The organism is Pseudoalteromonas sp. Z9A4, from assembly GCF_011378845.1.
Taxonomy (GTDB): Bacteria; Pseudomonadota; Gammaproteobacteria; order Enterobacterales; family Alteromonadaceae; genus Pseudoalteromonas; species Pseudoalteromonas arctica.
Map to the genome: position 1 here is coordinate 1 of NZ_WTLA01000021.1, position 18489 is coordinate 18489.

Below are 18489 nucleotides of genomic sequence, written 5' to 3' on the forward strand. Positions count from 1 at the left end.
TTTTTAATACTATTTACACGAAAAAGCATAAATAGCAGTGACTAATCATTTAGAGCGACCACATTAAGAAAAAACTAAACTTTATTTTGGTTTTACTTATTATTTTTTAGCCTGGTCCTTATATTCACAGTGGTACTAAACCACAAGCTACTCTCAAACAGTTATCAAAAGATTAAATAGCGACTCTCAATATTATTAAAAAGCACTGCATAAATAAAAACAGCCACACCAAAGGCGCAGCTGTTTTATGTGCTTATTCATTGATTACTCATTAAAAGCTTTATTTAAGTAACCTCTCGTTAAGCTATTAACGAAGTAACGAACCAATCATTTGTGTTGTGCTGTTCGCTGTGCTCAATACCGAAATACCAGAGTTCATTAACAACTGCTGCTTAGTCATGTTAGACGTTTCAGCCGCAAAATCAGCATCCATCAACGTAGATGACGCTGCTTGTGTGTTTTCTTTCATGTTTGTAACGTTGGTCATCGTATGCTCAAGACGATTCATTGATGCACCTAGTGATGAACGAGCAGTACCAACACCAGCAATCAGCTTATCAATTTCTGCCAAATGTGCTTGCGCCTCACCTACAGATGCAAAGCCACCCGTAGTAAGACCTTGGATAGTATCAATATTAAAAGCGACACCTGTAGTAGCATCTAAGTCCCCGGAAATATCAACCGTTAAAGTTTCAGCAGCACTTGAACCTACTTGAAATTTAACACCAGCGGCATCAGCGAATTTACTTGCGGCGCCCTCTAATAGCGCTGTACCACCAAATGTAGTGTTTTTCATAATGCTATCAAGCTCTGCAGTCAAGGCAGTATATTCAGCACTTTGCGCAGCCCACTCAGTTGCACCATTAGCATCACTTGCACCTTGTGTAGCAAGCTCTTTCATGCGGTAAGCAATGTTTGTCATCTCATCAAACGCGCCCTCAGCTGTTTGCATCATCGACATCGCGTTCGCGCCGTTATACAAACCTGCCTCTTGGCCTTTTACTTGTGCGTTTAAGCGTGAAGCAATTTGTAGACCTGCAGCATCATCTTTCGCTGAATTGATTTTAAAACCAGAACCTAAACGCTCAAGCGCTGTAGATAAGCTATCGTTACTACGACCTAACTGGTTTTGAATTGACATTGATGCCATATTCGATTGAATTGATAAAGCCATGCTTAATTTCCTTTATGTTTTTTTAATACTATTTACACGAAAAAGCATAAATAGCAGTGACTAATCATTTAGAGCGACCATATTAAGAAAAAACTAAACTTTATTTTGATTATTTTTTAAATTTATAAGTTTACTTAACGCTAGTAAGTAAATTTGCATATAAATAAAACTATAAACAGAAGGGGTAGCTAAATTAAAGATGAAAATTAAAGGCTAGTTTTTTGTAAAAATAACCATATTAGTAGAAAGTTAATATAGTTATTTTTTGGACATGTTTTCTTGCAATGTACTGGAAAGTAAATTAACTAGTTAAGTGAATACTGCACCATATTACGTGTTACGTTAGCTTGTGCCATAATAACGGTCACACTATTAGCGCCAGAACTCATCATTTGTTGTTTAGCATTACTGCTAACCGTCGTTAACTGCTCGCTATTATTGAGCGAACTTGCTGTATCTAGTTGTTGTAATTGAGCAAGTAGTTGTTGCCTTTTAGCTTGTACTTTTACTAGATTCGCTTTTAAATGGCGCTGAGCTGCTTGAATTTGATCTCTGTGCTCCTGAACTGAAGCATTTTTATTGGCTACGTCTGCTAACTCATTTAGTGGGTTACTTATTTCACTAAGTTGTAGTGATATGGGATTTCCTGCAGCAACACGCACTCCTTGCCCACTCATTACCCAAGGTTCAAGTAAGGGGCCTGAGTTTTCTTTTTGCGCACTGAAAAGCAAACGATTTTCTCGGCTCAACTCAACACTAATTTGATGCTGTGAAAAAGCACTTTGAACTGCAGTAAAGTTGGCACGCTCATCTTGATTAGCAGGCAGTGTTAAATTTAACGACTTGCCGCTTCTTCCCATCATTAAGTGTATATTTTCTTCGTGTGGGCGAGTACTAACAAGGTCTATATTAGCATTAAGCTTGCGAGTTATAGGGCGCGTAGGATCAGTTATCATTAACTGTGAATCTAGCCCCGAACCTTTTTTATTTACTGTACTTTGTAAGCTAGTTATTTGCGAACTAATACTACGTTGCTGCATAGCTTGAGGTTTACTATTTGCAGCTTGTGTATTTAATTGTTTAGCGAGTCTTTCAAGGCCTGCATATAAACCGCGAATAGTGGCTTCACTTTGCTCAGCCTTTGCAAGCTCTTGGCTTAAGGTGCCGCGAATAGACCAATGCGTTAATACTTGCACCTGCTCTTGCTTGGCTACAATCTTATTTTTCCAAAGATTATTAGCCGAGTCTTTTGGTGATGTAACGACACCACTAGATTTAGCTGTATTAGCTGGCTCTAGTGACTGAACTTTTTCGCTACTTTTGACGAGCATGGTATATTCCCGAAATTATATAGAAGTTATATATTTAAATATATGAAAACAAAGAAAGGTTACTCACACTTGAGTAAACTTGCATAGATGCTTCATAAGCTGCCATTGATTCGTTCATTGAGATAAATGCTTCAGGGTAATCTACTGCACTTAAATCATCTCGAAGATTAACGGTAAACGTTTTTATGTCTTCATTACTTGTTGTTATTGAGTCAAGCGATGCCATTGTCGCACCAATTGTCGTTACTTGGCCACTTATAGTACTCAAAAAACCAGCGAGTTTGTCAATCATCACTCTTGATTGATTGCCTACGCCGCCCACTGGTGGGTTATTTACATCAACAAGGTAATCTTTCATGGCATTTAAAAAATCAGCACCTGGGTCTAAAGCATCACCAATAATATTATTAATTACGCTTGAGTCATCAGAAACCGATACATTTCTAACTAGTGTATCACCACTGTATACATAGTCACCGGAAGCATTTATCTGAAATGGTTTTTCGTCTGTTTTACTACCCGAGAAATAGTATTTTCCGTCACTATCTGTCGCGTTAAGTAAGTCTACTATAGCAGGAAATGCGATACTCAAATCTTGTCCGATGGCTTTAATTTCGGCATCACCCATTGAGCCATCTGCTGCGGTCGTAATTAAACTTTGCAATGAATAAATTTGATTAACAATACCCGTTAACTGTACCTCTTGCTGGCCAAGCGAGTAATTAACTGCATTCATATTTGTTTTATATTGTTCTAATGAATCAATTTCTGAACCTAAGTTCATAAGCATTACTGCACCGAGAGGATCATCCGATGGCTTTAAAATTCGTTGATTTGTAGCAAGCTGAATCGATTTATCGTTAAAATTACTAGAGTTAGTTTGAATGTTTTGAATTGTATTAATATGGTATTGGTGGCTACTAACGCGCATTGGATTATCCCTTAAAACATTTGCAGTAAAGCGTTAAACATTTGATCAGCGGTGCTAATCACTTTAGCATTTGCGCTATACATTTGTTGAAAATGCATCAAGCTTGCCGCCTCTTCATCTAAATTGACACCACTGAGACTATCTCTTGCTGCAACAGCATTATCGTTTAAGCTTGAGGCGGTAGCAATACTCGTTTGATTTTGCTTACTTGTTATAGCAAGCTCTCCAACAAGCGAAGTAAATCTATCCCCTTTACCCGTCATAGCCGTAATAATATTCGCAACGTTAGAGTTATCTCCTGCACCCGCTGTTGCACTGCCTTTAAATGCAAGCTCGTCTTTACCTATATTAGGATTAATTGTTATGCTTCCTAATGGGTTAGTCGCGCTGTAGTTAAATAAGGCTATGCCAGAGGCATTATTCAAATCAAAACCACCAGCTAGCGCTGCATTTACATCATCAGCTAAATCACTTACAAGGCTATTCAAGCTTGCTAATGTAGGTTGAATAACGTCTTCGTTTGCACTTATCAAGCCGCCAAAATGTCCACCTACATTTTTATCCAGTTTAAATTCTTGACCTAAAAAGTGACTGCTAATATCAGTACCATTTACCGACATTGATGCGCCTTTTGAACCAATAACTAAAGGTGCACCGCTCAGCGTACTTATATCTATTAAGCCAGAACTTCGCTCAACTACTGACACACCAATATGCTGAGATAGCTCGCTTACTAATCTTTCTCTATTATCTTTTAGCTCCGCACTTGGTTTGTTATTAGCAAGGGCTTGGCCAATACTTGCGTTAACTTCAGCTATTTGCTTAGTTAATGATGTAACACTAAGAGAAACATTACTCATTTCTGAGCTTAATTTATCTAACTGCCCACCTAAAGCACCATTTATTTGTGCAAAATCTTGCATCAGCCCTTCGGCAGCTGATAAAAATTGCTGACGATATGCAGCAGAGTCAGGTGCCGTAGAAGCGGCATTTAATGCATTAGTTAAAGCTGAAATAGAAGTATTTAAGTTAAGTGAGTCAGTACCAACAACTTGTTCTATAAAACCTAAGTAGCTTTGTTTATTCTCATAATAAGATAAATCAGAATTTGTACGCCAAATGTCATTGTTTAAAAATTCATCAACAATGCGTTCTACCGATGTAACCTCTACACCACCAAGGGCAACACCAGTTGTTTTAAATTGTGCTGCTTGTCGTGAGTACCCTTCAACAGCTGCATTTGAAACGTTTTGCCCTGCAACCGTAAGTGCTACATTTGCGGCATTAAGCCCACTTAATGCATTATTTAACATCGACATAATTTAACTACCTAATAGTAATAACATTCAACGGCTGAATAAACGATGCCCCAGTGTAAATATCATTACGTTGGGCAGGTTCAACACTTTCACCATCCTTATTTAAAGTACTAGCGACCGTTTCTACGTCTTTCTTAAATGTATTTTCAATTGGTGCAATTTTTTCGTCGAATTGTCTAATAATGGCTTCAGCCAAACCTAATTGATTAGTTGATGCTAAGTGCTGAGCAGTTTGCGCATCATGCATATCTCTAAACTGCGCTTGCTCTTTAGAGTTAAAAAAGCCATTTTCTCCAGACATTGTTTCTGTTGCACTATTCATGCTTTTTAAAACAAGCTGTAAAAATATCGCTTCAAACTGCTCTGCGGCTTGCCTAACACCTTCACTTTCTGAGCTGTTTTTAGTTATATTTTCTACATTTTTTGGGTCAATAGCCAATGATTGCGAAAGAAATTGTGGAGTCTCTATTTTCATTACAATGTTCCGTTAAATAACTAAAAGTTCAGCTTCAAGTGCACCAGCATTATCTAAAGCAATTAATATAGACATTAACTCTGCTGGTGTAGCACCAAGGGCATTTACGGCTTTAACTATTTCATCTAAAGAGGTGCCTTCAGGCCATAAAAGCATATTTTTTTGCTGTTGATCTACGCTTATATCACTGGATTGAGTTGTTGTTGTTTGTCCGTTAGAAAAAGCACCCGGTTGAGATACACCTTCTTGCTCGCTAATTGTGATGGTTAAATTACCATGATTAACAGCCGCTTTATGTACTCTTACGGTGTCGTTCATTACGACAGTACCCGTGCGACTATTAAATACAATTTTAGGACGCTCGGTTCCCTCTTCTACAACTATATCTTGCAACATCGACATAAACGTATTTCGACTGTTTGGATCGCTTGGTGCGCTTACAACTAAACGTCCCCAATTTTCTGCTGTTGCGACCTCAGGACCAAATACTTTATTTATTGCTTGTACTACATTACGAGCTGTTTGGTAGTTTGGTGATTTTAAATTTAATACCACATCGGATTGAGTTTTAAACATATCCATGACGTTACGCTCAATAATAGCGCCATTTGGAATAAGACCTGATGTAGGTACATTAACAGTGACTGATGAGCCATCATTACCGCTTGCGTTTATACCGCCAACAACTAAATTCCCTTGTGCGAGTGCATACACTTTTCCATCAACACCTTTTAAAGGCGTGAGCATTAAACTTCCACCATGTAGGCTTTTAGCATCACCTAAAGAATTAACAGTAACATCTATTAATTGCCCTGGGCTGCCCATAGGAGGCAACGTTGCATGTACTGCTACTGCTGCAATGTTTTTAGATTTAGGAAGACTTTTTTCGTCAACTGATACACCAAATTGTTTGAGCATATTACTCAAAGATTGCCCTGCAAACTTAATTTGTGCTTTGTCACCTGAACCAGGTAAACCTACAACTAAGCCGTATCCCACAAGTTGATTTTCGCGCACTCCAAGTACATCAACCATGTCTAATAATGGTCGTGCTTTGGCTGCGTAAGTAAATTGTGGTACAAAGCCAACTATGGTTATAAGTACCAGTAAAAAATATTTCATTAAAGCCTCAGTAATTACTAGAATGGGTTTAAGAATCGAGTAAACAATGTCGTAAACCAGCCAGGTCTATTTGCATCAGCCAATGTACCACTTCCGGTATAGCTAATTTGAGCCTCAGCTATACGCAAAGAAGATATTCTATTACTAACATCAATATCTTCAGGGCGAACCAAGCCTTCAATTTCTATATATTCATCACCTTGGTTTAGCTTTATTTGCTTGCGCCCTCGGATCACTAATGAATTATTAGACAATACATGCTCAACTCTGACAGTAATAGAGCCACTCAAGAAGTTTTGTTGACTTGCGCTACTTTCACCATCAAATTTGCTACTAGATCCAACACCTAAATTGAAATCCCCTACGTTAAGATTACCAGCAAGGGGAACACCAACATCGATATCTGTACTTTTATCTAAACTTGAATCCGCACTTTTACTTGATTGAGTTCGCTCATTTAATACAACAGTTAAAATATCACCCACTCGGTACGCACGCTTATCTGCATAAAGCGAAAACATGTAGTTGTCTTGAAATAAGCTCCCATCCTGGTGATTTAACCCTTGTTGGTAGGCATCTTGGCTTATTTCATAATCTTGACGAGTTTTCTTTTTTGGGTTTTCTGGGCATTTAACTTCGCCATACACAATTTCGCATTGAACAAATTGTCTGCTATCAGGTGCATTACTGCACCCTGCAATTAATAATAACAATATAATACAAGCTAACTTATTCATAATTATACGTTTTGATTTATAAAGCGTAGCATTTCATCAGCTGCTGAAACGACTTTAGCATTCATTTCATAAGCACGCTGTACTGCAATCATACTTACCATTTCGTCAACAACACTCACGTTTGAACCCTCAATGGTATACTGCTGTAAGCCACCAAAAGATTCCTCACCTGGTATACCCTCAACAGGCTCGCCCGAAGCTGCTGTTTCGCGATATAAGTTACCACCTAAGCTTTGTAAGCCCGCTGGGTTTGCAAAATTAACAGTAAGTAGTTGACCAAGTTCAACTGGCTGCGCATCTTTACCTACAATAGCGGTAACAGTACCATTAGTACCAATGCTTACTTTTGTTGTTCCCTCTGGTAACGCAATATTTTGCGCTAAAGGAAGGCCATTAGTATTAACAAGTAATGATTCTGAATTAAGCTGAAACTGACCGTTACGAGTATATAAAAGCTCGCCATCTGGGTTTTCTATTTGAAAAAAGCCCTGACCGGCAATTGCGACATCTAACTGGTTACTTGTCGTTTCAAAGCTACCTTCTGTGAACTCTTTTTGAGTACCGTTAATTCTTACACCAGTACCTACTTGTATACCCGACGGTAACTGATTTAAATCATCAGCTTGAGCACCCGGTTGTTTTTGCACTTGATAAAACAAATCTTCAAACACCGCTCGGTCTTTTTTAAAGCCTGCTGTACTTACGTTAGCTAGGTTATTCGAAATTGTTGTCATTCTTAAGTCTTGAGCAGCAAGACCTGTTTTACTTACCCATAATGCTGAATTCATAATTTACTCCCTTTTTATGCCTGTCCGCTAATAAGTTTATTGCCGCTTGTTGCTAGTTCATCAGCTGACTTCATCATTTTTACATTCATTTCAAACTGACGACTAATATTCATCGTTTTTATCATTTCAGCTACGGCATTTACGTTAGAGCCTTCTAGGGCTCCTGTTCTTACTTTTATAGTGTCGTCGGCTTGTAAAGGCTGCAAATCTGGGCTTCTTAATAAGCCATCTGGGCCTTTAACTAAATTTCCGTCTGTACTTGCTAACTTAATACGCGCATCTTCAGCAATCACACCACCACCAATTGGGGTTAAGTTAATAATGCCGTCGGAGCCAATTTCAACCTCACCAAATTCAGGCAATTGAATATCACCACCATCACCTTGTAAGCGACGGCCGTTTACTGTTACAAAGCCATCAGCATCAACCACAAGATTACCCGCACGCGTATATGCAGGGTTTCCGTTGTCATCCATTACTTCAAGGTAACCACCATCACTTAGCGCAATATCTAAATTACGACCAGTATCCATAATAGGACCAGATGATAAATCAGTTGTCACTGGAGTTAATTGAGCCATGTAGCGTGTACGAAAACCATTGCCAACAACCATCATCGATTGAGCTTGTTCCATGTCAGCTTTAAAGCCAGTCGTACTTACGTTTGCTAAATTGTTGGCTGTTACTCGTAAAGCAGTATTATTTAGCTCAGCACCAGAAACTGCGGTATAAATTAACTTTTCCACACTCTATTTCCTTAAGTATTACTAAACAAAATTTGCATCATTTCATCAGCACTACTGATTGTTTTAGCATTCGCTTGGTAATTTTGCTGAAATGACATTAAGCCAACTAACTGCTCACTAATGTCTACATTCGAGCCCATAAACGAACCTGACAGTAATTTACCTAGTGCTCCACTATCTGGCTCGCCATAAAGCGCATTACCAGATTCTTCTGTTTGATACCAAACTGTATTACTGCCTTGCTCTAAACCATCTACGTTAGCAAATGAAGCCAATACAACCTGCCCTTGTAGCTTTGATTCACCATTTGTAAAAGTAGCAAATACTTTACCGTCGTCACCAACGGTTACACCCGAAAACGCACCTGATGTATAACCATCAGCATCATTTTCGTTTACGCTAAAGCTTGAACCAAATTGAGTTGTACCATCAAATTTTAGATTTATAGCTAGAGCAGCTGCACCACTACTTATTTCAGCATTAGTTGTCGCTGTAGCACCTGCTACACCCACTGCCAAATTAACCGCTGTTACATTTGGAGCTGTGGTGTACGGAACCATTTGACCATTAGTATCAAATTCCATAGTTAATGTGCCTGCAGAAACCAGAGTGCCCGTACCGTCATCAACGTCTTGCGAACCAACAGTTGCACCTACTGCTGTTAAATCACCTGCAGTTAATGGCTTTCCGTCAAGGAAAAACATAGCTTGCCATTCGTTGCTACCTGTATGGTTAAAATACTGGGTCATTACATGGCTATTACCTAATGAGTCAAACACTTCTGTTGATTGCGAGAAGTTATATTGACTACCATCTGTAGGGTCAAAAAGCGTTGGCGCTGTAGGATATGAAATTACATCACTCGCTGAACTTAAGTTACCGTTGAAGTTAATTTCGGTGCTTGCTTTTGCTTCAATATTTGAGGCTTCAACTTTTAGGTCAGTTAAAACACCCGATACAATAGTAGGATCGCCACCAGCAGCTTCTGATATGCCAAAACCTTGTAATTTTGCACCATTGGCATTTACAATATTTAGTTCATTATCAAGTGTAAATTGACCTGCTTGGGTATAAGCTGTTCGGCCATTTTCTGATACAGCAAAAAAACCTTGCCCGTCAATAGCAATATCAAGCGAATTACCCGTACGAACAATCTCACCACCTGTTACAAAGTCTTCTTTGATGTTTGCAACTTTAACACCACCACGTTGACCACCATTATAAACAGCAGCAAATTCCGCCGTATTATTTTTATATCCGGCAGTACCTGAGTTTGCGATGTTATTACTTGTTACTTCTAAACCTGTTTGAGTACTTTTTAGGCCACTAAGACCAATATTAAACATAGACATATTATTTATTCCTTATTCAATTATTTATGCCAGTTGATTGATTTCAGTAAGGCTAAAATTACCCAAGCCGTCAACTTGTAATAAAATATCTTCTGGCGTTTTGCCAACAGATACTCGTTCAACACTACCACTTAGCCATGTATCAAGCTGTTTAGGTACGCCTTGTGTTGTTGAATAAGCTCTCACGGCATATCCTCCTGCATTTTGATTTTCAAACTCAAAACGCAACTCACCAACACCTGAATAAGGTAAGTTTTTCTCTTCTACCATTACGCCGTTTTCGTTATAAAGCTGTACAGTCACTGAATCAGCAGCAGTATCTAAATTAACTAAGCCAGCGACATTACCGTCTTGCTCTAACGCAATACTGCTTGCTTTTACATCAACAGATTCGCCAACGATTTTGGTTGCCTCTAAGACTGCTAAGCTACTCATGTAATCTAAACTCTGAGTCGTATTTTGTCTGATACCTTGTAGCGACTCTACATTAGAAAACTCAGCTAGCTGGCTAACATAAGCTGTTCCATCCATTGGTTCTAGAGGGTTTTGATTGCTAATTTGAGCAACTAATAACTCTAAAAACATCGTAGACATTTCTTCTGATGAACTATTCCCAGATATGTTTGAAGTACCGTTAACAACATCTTGCGCATTTTGACTAGTTGTATTCACTTGCATTTTATTATTGTCCTAATTTGAGAATACTTTGTTGCATACTGTTAACGCGTCCCATAACTTCTACCGAAGTTTGGTAACTACGACTCGCAGACATCATGTCGGCCATTTCTTCTAATACATTTACGTTAGAGTAAAAAACATAACCATCATTATTTGCAATAGGGTTATTTGGCTCATAGCGCTGTTCAACTGTTCTTTTGGATTCTGTAACGCCCAAAACATCAACAGACGCTGAAATAGACTGACCGTCCTGGGTTTGTTTATATAAAGCCGAAAACACAGGCTTAAGAGCTTTGTAAGCATCTTGTTCAGAGCCCGCTGCTGTATCTGCGTTTGCAAGGTTTGAAGCAATAGTGTCTAAGCGAATTACTTGCGCACGCATAGCACTTCCACTTGAATCATAAATAGAGTTAAAAGACATTACACTTCTCCTTTAATTACTTTATACAAACCATTTATTTTCATATTAAGAAAAGTCAAACTGGTTTGAAAATCCATACTGTTATTTGCAAACTTAGCTTGCTCAATATTTAGCTCAACAGTGTTACCATCAGCCGACGGTTGGTACGGCACTCTGTATTTTAGTTCTTCGGCTTGAGCACCTGCAAAGGCAACATCTCGATTTTGTGAAATACTTGATGAAACACCATCCATAATTTGACGGTAATCTACATCTCGAGATTTAAACCCCGGTGTATCTACGTTAGCCAAGTTACTTGCTATTATCTCAGCGCGATCTAGCCTTAGCTGCATTGAGAATGGGTGCACTCCCAACGCCTTATCGAATAGTTCCATTGTTGCCTCTACTTTTTGATTCTTGTATGCTCGTCTGTTCGCACACCTCTATCTATAGCAGCTGACAATACAAACTTTATGCCAACTTTAATTAAAGATAAAAACCAATGAGTTACTCAAAAAAAACGACTTTCACAACAAACAGAGCGGAAGGTAAGCTTCCCCAAGGGAAGCACTGCGTTTTCCGCTTTATTTTTGTCTTATCATTTTTTAGTGCTCATACCTTCGCCAACAATATAAATTTTGAAAAAAAAATAAATACCTACTTACAAAATGAAATTGATACATATTTAGCAACAATAAGTTCAAGTAATCAGCAACAAAAAATAGAGCTGTTCATTCCCAGGGGTAGTAAAGGTTTAAGCTGCAATGACCTACAAATAAGCCGTTCGAAGAAAGATACTCCCCCAGCAGGAAGAATTAGTCTTTCTGTAGAGTGTGATAGCCCTAAATGGCGTTTTAGGGCTAGCGCCAAAATAAATTTATGGGTAAGACTTGTTGCAGCTAAGCGTAATATAAGTAGAGGAGAGGTACTTACAGCTGATCTTTTAGAATATAAAAGCGTAGATATAAGCAAGCATCTACATTCAGCAGAGGCGAATATAAGTAAAGTATTGGGCTTGTCCGTTAAGCGAGAATTAAGAAAAAATGATATAATCTCCCGCAGGTACCTAGAAAACAAGCAATTAGTTAATAAAGATGAGCACATCTTACTACAAGTTAATTTTGCAAATTTTTCAGCCAATGTAAAAGCTATCGCACTGGAAGACGGACAACTAGGTGAAATAATAAAGGTGAAAAACCTGTCATCTGACAAAGTCGTTCAAGGTAAAGTGATTGATGTAAGAGTGGTAGAAGCAATTTTATAAAAATAATATACAAAAAAAGTTAAGTTTTAAAGATTATTAGTCGCTATCTTCCTGCATGCAGGTATTAAGTAGCCTCAAACATAATGAGTAACACACTATGAATATTACAAATACGCCAACAACACAAGTTGAACAAATCAATAAATTGAGTTCTCGATCTTCTGCTTTAAATACTCCGGAGAAGAAAGTTCAGTCAGTTCCAGAGAAAAGCACAAGCGAAGTAAGCGAACTAAGTAAGTCTATAGACTCTACTTTTGAAAACTTAGCGTCGCAATCGGATGTTGACATGGACATGGTTGCACAAGTTAAAGCTGCTATTGCTAACGGCGAGTTTCAGATAGATATTGATGCGACAGTTAACGCACTTATTGAGTTACATAAATAATGAAAATTAATACCATAAAAGAGTACATACTCAGCTTAAAGGACGATATAAAAAAGCTAGACTCTTTAATTAAGTTTCTTGAATCTCAGTATGAACTGTTAAGTCGACGCGATAATCAGTTAAAAGAGCATAATGATAAAATGCTCGAATTATTAGATAGCCTTAACGGCTCACACATACAACGAGATAACTTTTTAGTTAGCTTGGGTTTGCCTAGTGGAAAAGAAGGGCTTACACAGCTAAGAGAAAAGCTACCTAGTGATATTAAAAGTGTCACCACAAAATTATTACAGGAACTAGAAATAAAAACTAAAACCTGCAAAATGATGAATGAGAGATCTGGTCAACTACTCTCAAGTCAACGCAGATTAGTGCAACGTTTAACTGGTGGTGAAAACAAACAAGCCTACCCAGAAATGCAATTATAAGATTAGTTATACTTATACACGCTCGCTCTGGGTATCCTCATAAATTTATCGCCATACCATACTCTATTATTTTAACCTTCATATAAAACCCTCAATTTTGAAACTCACAAAGCCTCTCTGTAATAGTTACAGGCCTATATGTATATTTTATTAAGTTTTATCCATAATAATAATCCCCACAGGTTAAATTAAACCTAATTAATTGATTTTAAAAGACAAATAGAAAAAACCTTTATTGGTACATGTTTTGCTTTTATATAACTGACAGTTAATTCACTAACCTAAAGTAAGGATAAACTTATGAACAGCGATCGTATCGAAGGTAATTGGAAAGAACTTAAAGGTAAGGCTCAACAAAAATGGGGCGATCTTACCAACGATGATTTAGATAAAATTGAAGGTAGCCGTAAAGAGCTTGTTGGTAAAATCCAGCAGCAATACGGTAAATCTAAAGAAGAAGCAGAGCGCGAAGTAGATGAGTTTGAAAAAGGCCATTAAGCCGCGTTAACCGCTTTAAAAAAACCGCCATTTTGGCGGTTTTTTTGTTTAAGCTGTAGGTTATTTAGCTACGCTTTTAATTGGTTACCAATCGGTAACTGCCTAATACGCTTTCCGCACGCTGCAAAAATAGCATTACATAATGCTGGCGCATAAACTGGTGTAGACGGCTCGCCTACCCCTGCTGGTGGTGCATCACTTTGTACAATTTCAACGTCAATCTCAAGAGGTACGTCGCTCATACGCGGTACGCGATAATCATGAAAGTTACTTTGCTGCACGCGGCCTTTATCAAAGGTAATACCATCGCTGATTGCAGTTGTAATCCCGTAAATAGACCCACCTTGGGTTTGGTTTTTAACGGTGTCGGTGTTTACAACCGTACCCGCGTCAATGGCAACCCACGATTTAATTACTTTTAAATCACCAGCATCCGACACTTCTACTTCAACTACCGTAGCTACGTAAGTTAAAAAGCTTCTATGTGCTGCTATGCCTAAACCTCGACCTTTAGGAAGTTCTCGACCCCATTTACTCATGTCAGCTACTTTTTCAATAACATGGCGCAGCCTGCCAATATCTAACGGATAAACCGCTTTATCGCCACCGTAATTATCGTATGTAGCATTTTGCTCAGTTACATCAACAATACGACTCGGACCTATAGTGTCTAGTAAATAGTCTTTTTGGTCGCGACCGGCTTTGTGCGCTGCTTCGCCAATAAATGACTGAATAGCAAAGGCATGAAAAATATTTGATACAGAACGCATCCAACCAATTCGTGCTTTGGCAGGCGCATCACCGTTTTCTAACTTCATGTTAGGTGTGTTAATGGGGTTATCGGTAAATCCTAAGCGCAGTTCAAAGCTCCCTGGCGTAGTCGCCCCTTCTGAAAAGGTAGAGGTAATAGGTGAAAACGCGGTGCGGTGTAAATACGATTCTATTGCGCCATTTTTATCTAGCGATGCTTCAATGTGCTGAGCCGAAACTGCATGGTAAAAACCATGTTGTATGTCGTCTTCACGCGTCCATTGCACACGAATAGGCTTGCCTACTTTCATTGAAAGGTAAGCCGCTTCTGCTGAGAAGTCAGGTTTTGACTTACGCCCAAAACCGCCTCCTAACATGGTAACGTGAACATTAATTTTGCTCTCATCCATGGCAAGCATTGCCGCCACTGTTTTCATATCGGCTTGTGGATTTTGCGTAGCAGCCCATATATCAACACTGTCTTTGTTGTACATAGCTGTTGCACAAGGCGGCTCCATTGGTGCTTGAGCAAGATGCGGCGCGTAATAATCAGCTACGAGTTTATTGCTCGATTTAGCCAACACGCCCATGGCATCGCCTTTATCACGTATGTTTGCCTGTGGAGTTTGTACTGTTTTTAGTAATGACTTTTTAAATTCTTCTGAATTGTAATCGCCATTTTTGCCATCATCCCACACCACTTTTAATGCTTTACGCCCTTGCCATGCAGCCCATGTGTTTTTAGCTATAATCGCAATGCCACCTTTTGGCTGAAACTGCGGTGCGCCTTTTGGTGCAGGTATTTCAATAACATCTATAACGCCGTTTATCGCTTTTGTAGCACTGGCATCAAATGACTTAACAACACCGCCTACTACCGGCGGGCGTTCAATTATAGCCACCAGCGCTTGTGGTTCGCGTACATCGGCTGCAAATATTGCTTTACCTGTTACTAAATCGGCTAAATCTATGTGCGCCATGCCAGTATTAATATAACGCCATTCTTTGCGTGTTTTAAGCGTTAGTTTGTCAGCTTCTGGTGGCGTTATTGTAAGCGCTAAGTCGATTAAATCTTTATAAGTAAGCGATTTACCTGAGCTGTGTGTAACAACGTGTTGATTAGCAGTACAGGTTTGTGGGTCAACTTCCCAAAACTTAGCGGCAGCATGCTGCATCATGTAACGTACACTTGCGCCCATTTCACGCAGGCGCTGCATGTTGTAGCGAATACTGCGCGAGCCATCGGTATTTTGATCGCCGTATTTAGGATCGCCCTTACCCTGAATAACAATAACCTTATCCCACGCGGCTTCCATTTCATCGGCAACTATTTGTGCAATCGCGGTGCGAATTTGCTGACCCATTTCAGAGCGATGGCACGTTATTTCAACCATGCCGTCTGGGCGCAGTGCAATAAATAAGTTTGCGCGTTTTGCCAGCTCAGATGGCTGCTCTAACACACCAGCAATCGCTCTTGGCGCACTGCCTACAAAATAAGTACCGAGTACTAACGCACCTATTGCACTGGTTTTTAAAAACTTACGGCGGTTTAAATCAAAATATTTATTATCTTGGTTCATACTTCTTCCCCTTGTTCATTTGGGTCAAAATACTGAACACTCGCCATTGTTTTAGCAGCTGATTTAATTGCTTTATGAATACGCGGGTATGTACCACAACGGCAAATATTTCCCGACATATTACTTACTATTTCATCGTCGGTAGGGGTTGGGTTTGCAGCTAATAAGCTTGCAGCTTGCATCATTTGGCCGCATTGGCAAAAACCACACTGCGGTACTTTATGCTCAACCCATGCTTGTTGCACTGGATGGTCGCCCTGCTCGCTTAACCCCTCAATTGTAGTAATTGAAAGACCCGCTACTGCCGCTACAGGTAATACACACGAGCGCTGAGCTACCCCATCAATATGCACGGTACACGCACCACACTGCGCCATGCCACAGCCAAATTTAGGCCCAGTTAAATTCAATTCGTCTCGGAGATACCATAATACTGGCGTTGACGGATCGCCAGAAAACTCATGTTTATTACCATTAATGGTAAGCGTGATCATACTAAACTCCTTGGCAAAGCGCTTTACAGGAGGGTTCCTTGTTGCGCGAGAACTATTTTTAATTACTTACTATTTTATACTTACTACTTTTAGCCTACCACTTAGATCTGTTTTATAAAAATACTAATTATTAGAACGTTTTACTGTTAAAAACAGATCTACATTATCAAGCATACTAAAACATACATTAATGAGTGCTTATAACATCTTCAAATAGTAATCGCTCATCGTCTTTATAAACTTCAAGCCAACCTGGTGGTGATGTATCGCAGCCAATAATGGTTACTTGTAGCACATAACTATAGCGACCATTTTTAAACGTATAGTGATGATTTCCGCCGCTACCCTCAAATGTAATATCGCCATTTAGTAAAACCATATCAGGCTTGTCACTTGGCTTTTTATTAATACCCCACACTACATAACGGTAATTTCCATCACCTAAATCATCAACACGAATATGGTAGTTAGCCGTTTTCCAATCGAGTACTGGTTTTTCAAAAGTATTAATACTTGCGTGCAAGGATTGCTTACCTTGTTCGATTAAGCTTTTAGCAAGTGCCTGCTCTTTAGTATTTTGATTATTTACAGCAATAATTTTACCTTCGGTATCAACCCACATAACGCCGTTATTTAGCATAATGCCACGCCAACCTACTTTATCCCAATCGGTGTCAATGTTTGAACTGGCAATAACTGCCACTAGCTCATCATTAAAAACTTCATCAAAGCGGTTGATAAACTCAGCTTCATTTTTAATGTCAGGTATGGGGTATCGTCGTTTTAGCGGGTAGCGAATAAGTGCAGCAATTGCAGGTTTATCGTGATCTGCAAAGGCAGCAATAACAGGTAAAACGAACTCGTGATATTTTTGCTCAAGAGCAAATGTGCTAGATGTAAAAAGTAGAGATAGGCACAGTAGGATGTGGTTTAGATGTTTCATTTATAGTCCTTCAATTTGGGCTTTTATTATATTTCTAATACTTTGACCTAAAATCTTAGAACATACCTTTCTGCTGAGGCGCTTCTTTATGATCTGTAACTTTCGTAATGAGTTTTTCGATCTTCAAACCTTGCGGTGTTTTGGTCTGAATTATTTCCATTTCAACTATTAATAGATCCCCTTTACCAAACCGCTCTCCTTTATCTACAGTCTCAATAAATTCTCTATCAGTAATCTCTGCATAGAAACTGGATTGTCCATCAAATAATTTCCACTTATTTCCATCTTTAAAGGATGGTGATTCAATAGTTAAACCTGTTGTAATTGTATTTTTTGAAATTGGTAAATCGAAATCTAGAGGTTTAAAAAATTCAGCATCATTAGCCGAAGCTTTAGTTTGGATGTCAAACTTTGAAGATTTTAACTTTACTTCGCTTAACCCTTTGAGCAAAGGCTCTCTAATAAATGTATCCAATGAATTAGCAGCTTTTGGGTCAGAAAGAACATTTAGCGTTTGAATATGAAATACTTGAGTATGACCATTAGAGTTTTCAATATTAACTGTATTCGCGTTACTATCTGGTGTGCACTGCTTCGGTTGATTGCCAGCTAAATGAATACACAACTTAATTGAGTCAGTAGCCAGAGTAATAAGGTCTTTGGGGGAGCTAGTGCAAAATAGTGCTCCAGAGGATAAACCTACAACCTGAAGTAAAAAATCAATATCAAATGATTGTCCTCTAAAACCTGATACATCCATACATAGCGATGCATCTTTACCATAAGCTTCTGTTGTAATAACGTTCATAAATTCATCTAATGCCAAAATATAGCGAGCAACATCTTTCGCTTTTAGTTGCCCTTTTTCAACTGCTGCACCGTAATATTCAAGAGATAGCTGATCTTCCGTAATTGTCTGCATTATAATTCCTTAGTTAGAGTAACTAAAACTTAGTATCCTTTATGCTTAGTCCAAAACTAATACATAGACTACATGTTCAATCCATTTAATAGTCACATCTAATACCTATTATGTAAACAACTGAGTTATCGATATTTATTGTCATAACAAATATAAAGATACAAAATAAAAA

Annotated in this window: 21 protein-coding genes; 4 read left to right on the top strand and 17 right to left on the bottom strand. The window is 38.7% G+C overall.

Features of this window, described 5'->3' with window-relative positions:
• Nucleotides 1-307 precede the first annotated feature (307 nt).
• The 13 genes from GQR54_RS14250 to flgB form a co-directional block, all read right to left on the bottom strand.
• Nucleotides 308-1174, bottom strand: a complete 867-nt coding sequence (locus tag GQR54_RS14250) for a flagellin (RefSeq protein ID WP_166378464.1) — start codon at nt 1172-1174, stop codon at nt 308-310.
• A gap of 305 nt (nt 1175-1479) precedes the next feature.
• The gene (locus GQR54_RS14255; RefSeq protein ID WP_166378466.1) at nt 1480-2505 is read right to left on the bottom strand and encodes a flagellin; all 1026 of its coding nucleotides are present in this window, start codon (nt 2503-2505) and stop codon (nt 1480-1482) included.
• Nucleotides 2506-2539: 34 nt separating this feature from the next.
• A complete protein-coding gene (gene flgL / locus GQR54_RS14260) occupies nt 2540-3436 on the bottom strand; it encodes a flagellar hook-associated protein FlgL (protein WP_166378468.1) in 897 nt (298 codons plus the stop codon).
• Nucleotides 3437-3447: 11 nt separating this feature from the next.
• Nucleotides 3448-4755, bottom strand: coding sequence for a flagellar hook-associated protein FlgK (gene flgK / locus GQR54_RS14265; protein ID WP_166378470.1), 1308 nt, complete (start codon nt 4753-4755; stop codon nt 3448-3450).
• Between the two features lie 7 nt (nt 4756-4762).
• Nucleotides 4763-5230 (bottom strand): rod-binding protein, encoded by a 468-nt coding sequence (locus tag GQR54_RS14270; protein WP_166378472.1) that lies wholly within the window; start codon nt 5228-5230, stop codon nt 4763-4765.
• A 12-nt stretch (nt 5231-5242) separates the two neighbouring features.
• Nucleotides 5243-6352, bottom strand: a complete 1110-nt coding sequence (locus tag GQR54_RS14275; RefSeq protein ID WP_166378474.1) for a flagellar basal body P-ring protein FlgI — start codon at nt 6350-6352, stop codon at nt 5243-5245.
• A gap of 17 nt (nt 6353-6369) precedes the next feature.
• Nucleotides 6370-7089, bottom strand: a complete 720-nt coding sequence (locus GQR54_RS14280) for a flagellar basal body L-ring protein FlgH (RefSeq protein WP_166378476.1) — start codon at nt 7087-7089, stop codon at nt 6370-6372.
• A gap of 2 nt (nt 7090-7091) precedes the next feature.
• Nucleotides 7092-7877, bottom strand: coding sequence for a flagellar basal-body rod protein FlgG (gene flgG, locus GQR54_RS14285; protein WP_166378478.1), 786 nt, complete (start codon nt 7875-7877; stop codon nt 7092-7094).
• A 14-nt stretch (nt 7878-7891) separates the two neighbouring features.
• Nucleotides 7892-8623, bottom strand: coding sequence for a flagellar basal body rod protein FlgF (gene flgF, locus GQR54_RS14290; protein WP_166378480.1), 732 nt, complete (start codon nt 8621-8623; stop codon nt 7892-7894).
• 11 nt (nt 8624-8634) lie between these two features.
• Entirely contained in the window at nt 8635-9975 is a 1341-nt protein-coding gene (locus GQR54_RS14295; protein ID WP_166378482.1) for a flagellar hook-basal body complex protein, read from the bottom strand.
• A 24-nt stretch (nt 9976-9999) separates the two neighbouring features.
• Complete coding sequence (locus GQR54_RS14300; RefSeq protein WP_166378484.1) at nt 10000-10653, bottom strand: flagellar hook capping FlgD N-terminal domain-containing protein; 654 nt, start codon at nt 10651-10653, stop codon at nt 10000-10002.
• A 4-nt stretch (nt 10654-10657) separates the two neighbouring features.
• On the bottom strand, nt 10658-11074 hold the full coding sequence (gene flgC / locus GQR54_RS14305) for a flagellar basal body rod protein FlgC (protein WP_166378486.1): 417 nt from the start codon (nt 11072-11074) through the stop codon (nt 10658-10660).
• Complete coding sequence (gene flgB / locus GQR54_RS14310) at nt 11074-11448, bottom strand: flagellar basal body rod protein FlgB (RefSeq protein WP_166378488.1); 375 nt, start codon at nt 11446-11448, stop codon at nt 11074-11076. Before flgB ends, flgC begins: the two co-directional genes overlap by 1 nt.
• Before the next feature lie 107 nt (nt 11449-11555).
• Between flgB and flgA the strand changes: the two genes are divergently transcribed.
• The 4 genes from flgA (at nt 11556) to GQR54_RS14330 (ending at nt 13628) form a co-directional block, all read left to right on the top strand.
• Complete coding sequence (gene flgA, locus GQR54_RS14315; protein ID WP_166378490.1) at nt 11556-12317, top strand: flagellar basal body P-ring formation chaperone FlgA; 762 nt, start codon at nt 11556-11558, stop codon at nt 12315-12317.
• Between the two features lie 97 nt (nt 12318-12414).
• On the top strand, nt 12415-12702 hold the full coding sequence (gene flgM / locus GQR54_RS14320; protein WP_166378492.1) for a flagellar biosynthesis anti-sigma factor FlgM: 288 nt from the start codon (nt 12415-12417) through the stop codon (nt 12700-12702).
• Nucleotides 12702-13130: a flagellar export chaperone FlgN gene (gene flgN, locus GQR54_RS14325; protein WP_206017724.1), complete on the top strand. Its 429-nt coding sequence runs from the start codon at nt 12702-12704 to the stop codon at nt 13128-13130. Before flgM ends, flgN begins: the two co-directional genes overlap by 1 nt.
• A gap of 300 nt (nt 13131-13430) precedes the next feature.
• Nucleotides 13431-13628: a CsbD family protein gene (locus GQR54_RS14330; RefSeq protein ID WP_166378494.1), complete on the top strand. Its 198-nt coding sequence runs from the start codon at nt 13431-13433 to the stop codon at nt 13626-13628.
• 68 nt (nt 13629-13696) lie between these two features.
• Here the strand turns inward: GQR54_RS14330 and GQR54_RS14335 are convergent, their stop codons facing one another.
• The 4 genes from GQR54_RS14335 to GQR54_RS14350 all read right to left on the bottom strand — a co-directional run bounded on the left by GQR54_RS14335 (nt 13697) and on the right by GQR54_RS14350 (nt 18317).
• Complete coding sequence (locus tag GQR54_RS14335; RefSeq protein ID WP_166378496.1) at nt 13697-15958, bottom strand: molybdopterin cofactor-binding domain-containing protein; 2262 nt, start codon at nt 15956-15958, stop codon at nt 13697-13699.
• Nucleotides 15955-16452 (bottom strand): (2Fe-2S)-binding protein, encoded by a 498-nt coding sequence (locus GQR54_RS14340; protein WP_002958127.1) that lies wholly within the window; start codon nt 16450-16452, stop codon nt 15955-15957. The genes GQR54_RS14335 and GQR54_RS14340 overlap by 4 nt, the downstream gene beginning before the upstream one ends.
• Nucleotides 16453-16639: 187 nt before the next feature.
• Complete coding sequence (locus GQR54_RS14345) at nt 16640-17395, bottom strand: hypothetical protein (RefSeq protein ID WP_166378498.1); 756 nt, start codon at nt 17393-17395, stop codon at nt 16640-16642.
• 55 nt (nt 17396-17450) lie between these two features.
• Nucleotides 17451-18317 (bottom strand): hypothetical protein, encoded by an 867-nt coding sequence (locus GQR54_RS14350; RefSeq protein WP_007376159.1) that lies wholly within the window; start codon nt 18315-18317, stop codon nt 17451-17453.
• Nucleotides 18318-18489 lie beyond the last annotated feature (172 nt).

Coding starts and splice junctions, on each gene's coding strand:
- GQR54_RS14250 (WP_166378464.1), bottom strand. CDS start 1,174: ATGGCTTTATCAATTCAATCGAATATGGCATCAATGTCAATTCAAAAC.
- GQR54_RS14255 (WP_166378466.1), bottom strand. CDS start 2,505: ATGCTCGTCAAAAGTAGCGAAAAAGTTCAGTCACTAGAGCCAGCTAAT.
- flgL (WP_166378468.1), bottom strand. CDS start 3,436: ATGCGCGTTAGTAGCCACCAATACCATATTAATACAATTCAAAACATT.
- flgK (WP_166378470.1), bottom strand. CDS start 4,755: ATGTCGATGTTAAATAATGCATTAAGTGGGCTTAATGCCGCAAATGTA.
- GQR54_RS14270 (WP_166378472.1), bottom strand. CDS start 5,230: ATGAAAATAGAGACTCCACAATTTCTTTCGCAATCATTGGCTATTGAC.
- GQR54_RS14275 (WP_166378474.1), bottom strand. CDS start 6,352: ATGAAATATTTTTTACTGGTACTTATAACCATAGTTGGCTTTGTACCA.
- GQR54_RS14280 (WP_166378476.1), bottom strand. CDS start 7,089: ATGAATAAGTTAGCTTGTATTATATTGTTATTATTAATTGCAGGGTGC.
- flgG (WP_166378478.1), bottom strand. CDS start 7,877: ATGAATTCAGCATTATGGGTAAGTAAAACAGGTCTTGCTGCTCAAGAC.
- GQR54_RS14295 (WP_166378482.1), bottom strand. CDS start 9,975: ATGTCTATGTTTAATATTGGTCTTAGTGGCCTAAAAAGTACTCAAACA.
- GQR54_RS14300 (WP_166378484.1), bottom strand. CDS start 10,653: ATGCAAGTGAATACAACTAGTCAAAATGCGCAAGATGTTGTTAACGGT.
- flgC (WP_166378486.1), bottom strand. CDS start 11,074: ATGTCTTTTAACTCTATTTATGATTCAAGTGGAAGTGCTATGCGTGCG.
- flgB (WP_166378488.1), bottom strand. CDS start 11,448: ATGGAACTATTCGATAAGGCGTTGGGAGTGCACCCATTCTCAATGCAG.
- flgA (WP_166378490.1), top strand. CDS start 11,556: ATGAGTTACTCAAAAAAAACGACTTTCACAACAAACAGAGCGGAAGGT.
- flgM (WP_166378492.1), top strand. CDS start 12,415: ATGAATATTACAAATACGCCAACAACACAAGTTGAACAAATCAATAAA.
- flgN (WP_206017724.1), top strand. CDS start 12,702: ATGAAAATTAATACCATAAAAGAGTACATACTCAGCTTAAAGGACGAT.
- GQR54_RS14330 (WP_166378494.1), top strand. CDS start 13,431: ATGAACAGCGATCGTATCGAAGGTAATTGGAAAGAACTTAAAGGTAAG.
- GQR54_RS14335 (WP_166378496.1), bottom strand. CDS start 15,958: ATGAACCAAGATAATAAATATTTTGATTTAAACCGCCGTAAGTTTTTA.
- GQR54_RS14340 (WP_002958127.1), bottom strand. CDS start 16,452: ATGATCACGCTTACCATTAATGGTAATAAACATGAGTTTTCTGGCGAT.
- GQR54_RS14345 (WP_166378498.1), bottom strand. CDS start 17,395: ATGAAACATCTAAACCACATCCTACTGTGCCTATCTCTACTTTTTACA.
- GQR54_RS14350 (WP_007376159.1), bottom strand. CDS start 18,317: ATGCAGACAATTACGGAAGATCAGCTATCTCTTGAATATTACGGTGCA.